A 6,936-nucleotide genomic window follows, 5' to 3' on the forward strand; every position below is an offset into this window, starting at 1 on the left:
ATCTTTATCAGAAATGCAAATAAACAAATCAGCGTATCGGACGTTTTCATAATAAATTGAATCGATAGAAAAATTTTATATCGAAAGCTGTGGTTGGTCTATTTTACGGCCCGTAGAATATGTTTTCTGCAAGAAAATTGCCAACTTTGCAGTCGTATTAACGAAATTAACTTAAAATTTAGAGATATGAAGCTCGCTAAGATTACAGGTGCTGTTCTTCTGTCAGGTCTGTTGTTCGCATCCTCGGGATGTAGTTCGATGTCTACCACAGGTAAGGGTGCTCTTATTGGTGGCGGTGGCGGTGGCGCACTCGGCGCCGGCATCGGTGCGCTCATCGGCGGAGGCAAGGGTGCCGCTATAGGTACTGCCATCGGTGCTGCCGTAGGTGCAGGCGCAGGTGCTCTTATTGGCCAGAAGATGCAGAAGCAACAGGAAGAAATTGCCAAAACAATTCCCGATGCTCAGGTAGAGCAGACTACTGACCAGAACGGTCTCCAGGCTATAAAGGTTACATTTGATGGTGGAATTCTGTTCCCGACAGGCAAGTATACTCTCAACGCGTCGGCTCAGCAGGACCTCAGCAACTTTGCTGTATCGCTCAAGCAGAATCCTCTCACCAATGTTCAGATTCTCGGATTCACCGACAATACCGGCTCATATGCTGTAAACGAGAAGCTCTCTAACCAGCGTGCCGATGCCGTGATGACCTATCTGGTAAACTCAGGTGTATCTCCCACACGTCTTACCGCCAAGGGTATTCCTATGGCCGACTATGTCGCCTCTAACGATACTCCGGCCGGACGTGCCCAGAATCGTCGTGTGGAAATCTACATTACCGCATCGCCCGAGATGGTAAAGGCTGCTGAAAACGGTCAGCTCAACTAATCGACGGGATATTTGCTACAATATTGACGACGTTCGCACATACTATATGCGGACGTCGTTTTTATTAGAAACTGTTTAAATTTAGATGATACATATTTTGAGGGAGAATATCAGATGTATTTTTGTTGGCTCCTCAAAAACAAAGTGATATGAATTTAAACAGTTTCTTAGAGTTCCTTTATTATTAAACAAGCTCTAAAAGTATGGATTTAATTGTTGTGACCCATTATCATTCGCCGTGTGGTACTCTCGTGCTTGGTGATTGTAACGGGCGTCTGTGTATGTGCGACTGGCTGCATGGTCGTCTTCATGACCGCACGTTGCGGCGGATTCTGCGGCATACGCATGCACGTGCTTTTGCCGAGGGTGACAGCGTGATTCTGGACATGGCACGACGGCAGCTTGACGAATATTTTGCAGGCAAACGTCGTGATTTTGATATCCCGTTGATGTATGCCAGCACGGAGTTCCAGGCTCATGTATGGGATGCGCTCCGGCAGGTGCCGTATGGCTCGGATAAGAGCTATTCCGGGCTTGCCGCCGATATCGGACTGTTGTCGGGAGTACGTGCTGTGGCTAATGCCATCGGCGCCAATGCCATGTCAGTGATTATACCATGCCATAGAGTCATAGGTCGCGACGGTAGTCTTACCGGATATGCCGGCGGTCTGGAGGCCAAAAGATACCTTTTGGAGCTGGAGAGCCGGCAGTAGTAGCGGCTGTATGGTGCGAATGGATGAGAAAAACGACAGGCGCGACACTTTTTACGGTGTCGCGCCTGTCGTTTTTTAAGAGAATGTTTTGATTTGACTGATGTAAAGATTTAGAGAGGATTTGTGAAATAAATTTCACTCGTCGGATTCAGTCTCTTCGGCGTCATCGATTTCGATATCGTCATCGGCCTCTTCTGTTTCTTCGGGAGCGAATTCTATCTCTTCCTGTTCGGCCTCGTTTACGAGGATGTCATTGTCGACAGTCTCTTCGGGGTCGGAATCCACGCAGCATACAGAGGCTATGGTGTCGTTGCGCTTTTCGAGGTTGATGAGGCGCACACCTTGTGTGGCACGTCCCATGATACGGAGGTCGCTCATGTGGATGCGTATCGTTATGCCGCTCTGGTTGATGATGATGAGGTCGTTGTCGTCGTTCACGCTCAGGAAGCCTACGAGAGGACCGGTCTTGTCGGTGACATTGATGGTCTTCATGCCTTTTCCTCCACGGTTGTGGGGTGTGTAGGCATCAAGGGCGGTACGCTTGCCATATCCGTTTTCGGAGATTACCATTACCGTGTTGGTGCTGTCGGGCTCCATGGTAATCATGCCGATTACCTCGTTGGTGCCTTCGACTTTCATGCCGCGCACGCCGGTGGAAACTCGACCCATTGCACGGAGCGATGATGTGGCGAAGCGTATGGCCTTGCCTTCCTTGGCGGCGAGTAATATTGTCGAATCATTGTCAGTGAGTTCTACGCCGATAAGGCTGTCGTCCTCACGGATAATGATGGCTTTCTTGCCTTTCGACATTACGCGTGCATATTCTGTAAGCGAAGTTTTCTTCACTACGCCCTTGCGGGTTGCGAATACAAGGAAGTGTGAACCGGTGAATTCGGGGTCGTCAAGTTGCTTGCATGCGATGTATGCGCGCACTTTGTCGCCGGGTTCGATGTCGAGCAGGTTCTGAAGAGCACGTCCCTTGCTGTTCTTTGCGCCTTCGGGCAGCTCGTAGACTTTCATTTTGTATACGAGGCCGCGGTCGGTGAAGAATAGCATGGTGTTGTGCATGGACGCAGGGTAGATGTGCTCGATGAAATCCTCGTCGCGGGTGTTGGAACCACGAGAGCCTACGCCGCCACGGGCCTGGGCGCGGAATTCGCTAAGCGGTGTGCGCTTGATATATCCGAGATGAGATATGGTGATTATCATATCGTCGTCGGCATAGAAGTCTTCGGCGTTGAAGTCGCCTGCGGTGTAGTCGATGTCGGTCTTGCGTGCGTCGCCATATTTGTCGCGTATCTCAAGCAGTTCGCTCTTGATCAGCTCGCGGCATTCGTGCTCGTCGCTGAGGATGAGGTTGAGGTGCTCGATCAGTCGCTCGAGGTCGGCATATTGCTGACGCAGCTTGTCCTGCTCCAGTTTGGCGAGGCTTCGGAGTTTCATCTCGACGATGGCGAGAGTCTGAGGCTCGGTAAGGTCAAAGCGTGCCGACAGTTGTGCGCGGGCATCCTCTACAGAGTCGGCGTTCTTGATAATCTGGATTACTTCGTCGATATTCTGTTCGGCGATAATCAGACCTTGCAGTATATGGGCACGCTCTTCGGCTTTGCGAAGTTCGAAGCGTGTGCGGCGGGTGACTACTTCGTGGCGGTGGTCGATGAATGCCTGAAGCAGTTCTTTCAGATTGAGGGTGCGCGGACGTCCGTTTACAATAGCTACATTGTTGACCGAGAATGACGATTGCATCTGTGTCAGCTTGTAGAGCTTATTGAGGACAACGTTGGCGTTGGCATCGCTTTTAAGACGGATTACAATGCGCATGCCTTTGTAGTCGCTCTCGTCGTTGAGGTCGGCTATGCCGTCGATTTTTTTCTCGTTGACAAGGTCGGCGATATATTTGATAAGCTCGGCCTTGTTTACGTTGTAGGGAATCTCGGTTACGATTATGTCCTCGTGATTGGAGTGAGCTTCGATTTCGGCTTTTGCGCGTATTACTATGCGTCCGCGGCCGGTTTCAAATGCTTCCTTTACACCATTGTACCCGTAGATTGTGCCTCCGGTAGGGAAGTCGGGGGCTTTGATATATTTCATCAACTCCGCAATCGTGAGCTCGGGATTGTCGATAAGAGCCACGGTGGCGTTGATTGATTCGGTAAGGTTGTGGGGAGGCATATTGGTAGCCATACCTACGGCGATACCCGATGTTCCGTTGACAAGCAGGTTGGGTATGCGGGTAGGGAGCACTACGGGCTCCTGACGGGAGTTGTCGTAGTTTGGCTGGAAATCGACAGTGTCGGAGTCGATATCTGACAGCATCTCCTCGCCGATATGCTCAAGGCGCACCTCGGTGTAACGCATTGCAGCGGGTCCGTCGCCATCGACAGAGCCGAAGTTGCCGTGTCCGTCGACAAGTGTATAGCGCAATGCCCAGGGCTGGGCCATGCGTACTACGGTACCGTAAATGGATGAGTCGCCATGGGGGTGGTATTTACCCATGACCTCGCCTACGCAGTTGGCTGATTTCTTGTGGGGATGGTCGGATGTGTTGCCCATCTCGTTCATGCCGAACAGTACGCGCCTTTGTACCGGCTTGAGTCCGTCGCGGACATCAGGAAGCGCGCGTGATACGATTACCGACATCGAATAGTCGATGTAGGCCGACTTCATTTCATTCTCGATATCGATTTTAAGAATTCTATCTTCTTCCAGCATAAGTAAAGTATAGTTCAGTTTTGTTGATGCGTGTATGCCCTGATGCCTTCTGGCTATATTTGGATGTGGGCTTCATGCAGTAAAATTTCATACAAAGATACGAAAAAAATGGGAATAAACAGATAAAAACATCCCTTGCGATTGTTTAAATATTGTTGAACATGCTTAATAATTTGTGCCTGTCTGATTTTTGGCACAGTTATTGTTGCTATATTTGCATAACTAACGAGAAAGGACATTTATGGACACCATTTTTTCCAATGAACTGAAGCATGTGCTTGACCAGAGCCGTACGGAGGCTATTCGCCACAACAATAGCGTTGTGAGCCCTGAGCATATGCTTATGGCGATTATGTCGCAGTCCGGGAGTCATGCGTTCCAGGCCATTCAGCAGTTGCTTGACGCCGATACTATGTATCAATTGCGTGATACTCTTGACCGCAGTCTGTTTCAAGGGACAGGGGGGGTAAGCAATATTTCTGTCAGCGATCTGGCCAACCGCATTATCAAATTAAGCGTGCTTGAGGCCAAGATGCTGAAGAGCGAGATTGTCGACTCTGAGCATCTGTTGCTGGCCCTCTTCCATAATAAGGAGGTACAGGGAACCGAGGCGTTCCGTGCGTTTATCGACGCCGGAGTCACCTATGAGGCTATCTATAAGTTGCTGGCCAATGTGGCTGATGCTCCAAGCATGGGCACATCGTTTGGCGACGATGAGGATGAAGACGATGACGACATGCCCGGCGCATCGCAGGGTAGTGCGCCGTCGGGCTCTTCCAAGCAGAGTGCGCCATCTTCACAGCGCGCTCCCGGCCGCCGTGGCAATGACACTCCTGTGCTTGATAAATTCGGCAACGACATGACACGCGCCGCCGAGGAGGGCCGGCTTGACCCTGTGATAGGTCGCGATACGGAGATAGAGCGTCTGGCACAGATATTGAGCCGGCGCAAGAAAAACAATCCGGTGCTTATCGGAGAGCCCGGAGTGGGCAAGTCGGCTATCGTCGAGGGGCTGGCACTGCGTATCGTTCAGCGTAAAGTATCGCGCATACTTTTTGACAAGCGCGTGATATCGCTTGACATGGCTTCAATCGTGGCCGGTACGAAGTATCGCGGCCAATTTGAGGAGCGTATTAAAGGTATCCTCAACGAGTTGTCAAAAAACAAGGACGTGATTCTCTTTATCGACGAGTTGCATACTATTGTCGGTGCGGGCAATGCAGCCGGCTCTATGGACGCCGCAAATCTGCTTAAGCCGGCTCTTGCACGCGGTGAGATACAGTGTATCGGAGCTACCACTCTTGATGAGTACCGTAAGAATATCGAGAAGGATGGCGCGCTTGAGCGTCGTTTCCAGAAGGTGATGGTAGAACCGACATCCTCTGAGGAGACACTTGTGATTCTCAACAATATCAAGGACAAGTATGAGGAACATCATAATGTGACCTATACTCCTGATGCGCTGGAGGCCTGTGTAAAGCTGACCGAACGCTATGTGAGCGACCGCAATTTCCCCGACAAGGCTATTGATGCCATGGACGAGGCCGGTTCTCGTGTGCACGTTACGAATATCGTTGTGCCGCGTGAAATCGAGCAGCTTGAGGAACAGATTTCCGAAGCCAATGCTTCGAAACTTCAGGCTGCGCAGAATCAGAACTTTGAGTCGGCGGCTTCGTTCCGCGACAAGGAGCATCGCCTGAAGCAGGAACTTGACGAGGCTAAGCGCAAATGGGAAGCCTCGCTCAATGAGATACGCGAGGTGGTCGACGAGGAGAAGGTGGCCGAGGTTGTGGCAATGATGACCGGTGTGCCCGTGCAGCGCATAGCGCAGGCCGAGGGTATGCGTCTGCGTGAGCTTGGCCCGAAACTCAAGAACAACATCATCGGACAAGACCAGGCTATTGACAAAATTGTCAAGGCTATACAGCGAAATCGTGTCGGACTTAAGGACCCCAACAAACCGATAGGAACGTTCATGTTCCTCGGACCGACCGGTGTGGGAAAGACACATCTTGCAAAGAAACTCGCTGAATATCTTTTTGACAGCGCCGATACTCTGATACGCGTGGATATGAGTGAGTATATGGAGAAGTTCACCGTCAGCCGGCTTGTCGGAGCGCCTCCGGGATATGTCGGCTATGAGGAAGGCGGACAGCTTACCGAGAAAGTGCGTCAGCACCCTTACTCGATTGTGTTGCTCGACGAAATCGAGAAGGCTCATCCTGATGTATTCAACCTGTTGCTTCAGGTGCTTGACGAAGGTCGCCTGACCGACAGCCTCGGACGTCGTGTGGACTTCAAGAATACAATCATTATAATGACATCAAATATCGGAAGCCGCCAGCTTAAGGATTTCGGTACAGGTGTCGGATTCAATACCCGTGCCGCCGACAAGGAGTATAACCATGGCATTATCCAGAAGGCTCTCAACAAGGCGTTCTCGCCTGAGTTCCTCAACCGTGTGGATGATATCGTGATGTTCGACGAGCTTGACCGCGATGCTATATTCCGGATTATAGATATCGAGCTTGCCGGATTCTACAAGAGAGTTGAATCGCTCGGTTATACGCTTGATATTACTGCCGCCGCCAAGGACTTTATCGCCAAGAAGGGATATGACCCACAG

At 50.8% G+C, this 6,936-nt stretch carries 4 protein-coding genes; 3 read left to right on the forward strand and 1 reads right to left on the reverse strand.

All coding sequences use genetic code 11. From position 1 onward, the window contains the following. Positions 1-186: 186 nt before the first annotated feature. Together K2I50_RS05255 and K2I50_RS05260 are read left to right on the forward strand one after the other, a co-directional pair. The gene (locus tag K2I50_RS05255) at positions 187-885 is read left to right on the forward strand and encodes a YiaD family glycine zipper/OmpA-like lipoprotein (protein ID WP_301025167.1); all 699 of its coding nucleotides are present in this window, start codon (positions 187-189) and stop codon (positions 883-885) included. Positions 886-1,088: 203 nt separating this feature from the next. Beyond that, positions 1,089-1,598: a methylated-DNA--[protein]-cysteine S-methyltransferase gene (locus K2I50_RS05260; RefSeq protein WP_301025168.1), complete on the forward strand. Its 510-nt coding sequence runs from the start codon at positions 1,089-1,091 to the stop codon at positions 1,596-1,598. A 135-nt stretch (positions 1,599-1,733) separates the two neighbouring features. On the opposite strand, the gene gyrA is transcribed toward K2I50_RS05260, so the two are convergent. Beyond that, positions 1,734-4,310 carry a DNA gyrase subunit A gene (gene gyrA, locus K2I50_RS05265; RefSeq protein WP_301025169.1) on the reverse strand — a complete coding sequence of 859 codons (2,577 nt, stop codon included), beginning with the start codon at positions 4,308-4,310 and terminating at the stop codon, positions 1,734-1,736. A gap of 241 nt (positions 4,311-4,551) precedes the next feature. Between gyrA and K2I50_RS05270 the strand changes: the two genes are divergently transcribed. Next, positions 4,552-6,936: ATP-dependent Clp protease ATP-binding subunit (locus tag K2I50_RS05270; protein ID WP_301025170.1), on the forward strand; the 2,385-nt coding region annotated here is incomplete at its 3' end.

Source organism: Muribaculum sp. (assembly GCF_029051885.1).
In the GTDB taxonomy this organism is placed as follows: domain Bacteria; phylum Bacteroidota; class Bacteroidia; order Bacteroidales; family Muribaculaceae; genus Muribaculum.